The 1,157-nt window shown below is 53.8% G+C and carries 1 protein-coding gene; it reads right to left on the reverse strand.

Features of this window, described 5'->3' with window-relative positions:
- Window positions 1–117: 117 nt before the first annotated feature.
- The gene (locus tag OS914_RS17985) at window positions 118–357 is read right to left on the reverse strand and encodes a hypothetical protein (RefSeq protein WP_267547425.1); all 240 of its coding nucleotides are present in this window, start codon (window positions 355–357) and stop codon (window positions 118–120) included.
- Between the last annotated feature and the right edge of the window lie 800 nt (window positions 358–1,157).

Consider the following 1,157-nt stretch of genomic DNA (forward strand, 5'->3'; position numbering starts at 1 on the left):
CCCCGAAACCATGATTTGGAGGGGAAAAAACTGGCCTGATTCTTAGCGCTCTTTTGGCCTGAAACGAGCCGCTAACTCGGCCTACATTCCTAGCTAAAACGGCCTACAAATAGTTGATCACACACAGGTGACGCCAAACCCTGCCGCTACCTCGTTGACGCGGGCCGCACCCGCGCGCACCAACTGTACGGCCGCCAGACGCCGAAGGTCATCCTGGCCGGCATCCCATACCCAGCACAACTGGCCGTTGAGGAAAACCTTGCCGCCGAGAACATCATTTTCCAACAACGCCGCGGACGCCCCGATCAACACAGCACCGAGGTCCTCGATCAAGGGCAAGGGCATCTGGGTCGTCATCACACCCATCATCCCACCCCAACATAAGCAAAATAGTCACACCCTTATTATCTCACGATGAGGGCATAATTAACAGACTTTGGCCAGCAAGAACCCCCAAAAATTCAACTAATCACCCGCACGACCTCCCTGCCATGTCAGGAGCCCTGGGCGGGAATTGAACCCACGACCAAGAGAATCCCACCACCTGAATATCAGGGTATGTCGTTGACCCTCAAAACATTGAATTTGAGGGACTTTTGGGCGATTCCAAAGATGATGACATGCCGTATACAGCGATTGTTTTTGTTTGAAAAGGGGGAGTAAAGGGGGAGTGGCTCTCTGTGAGGGGATGGCACTGTCTAAGGACGGGCTCAAACTCACGGCAAAGCGGCTCACGTGCGTGGCGCCCAATCGCTTCGAGGGTGCTGTCCATGTTGGCCATTTTACGCTTGGAGACCGCCCGGCGGATTCAGACCGAGACTACACTCTGGATTTTGAAGGCATCAAAATCCTGTGTCGCCTCATGACTTGAGCAGACCCTTCCCTTGGATTATTGATTGCGGTTTCCCGCAAGTGAACAATTTATTCACTGTTCCGCAAAAGCTGAACAAGTGCTGTTGCCAGCCGCAAATTTCATGTCTTCCGAACCCAAAGCGTGGCCAGTGGTATTCCACACTTGACCGGTAGAAGTTAGCTGGCCGCGGCACGGAGTCATGCAAGCCCCTTGAGGTCCATTTCCGCGAAGTGATGGCGATCCTTGGAGATGAATCAAGGTGAGTCATTGCAGGGTAGGCGACGAGAAGGCCGGTGGCTTGAGC

The sequence above is a fragment of the Arthrobacter endolithicus genome, from assembly GCF_026627425.1.
GTDB lineage: Bacteria > Actinomycetota > Actinomycetes > Actinomycetales > Micrococcaceae > Arthrobacter_M.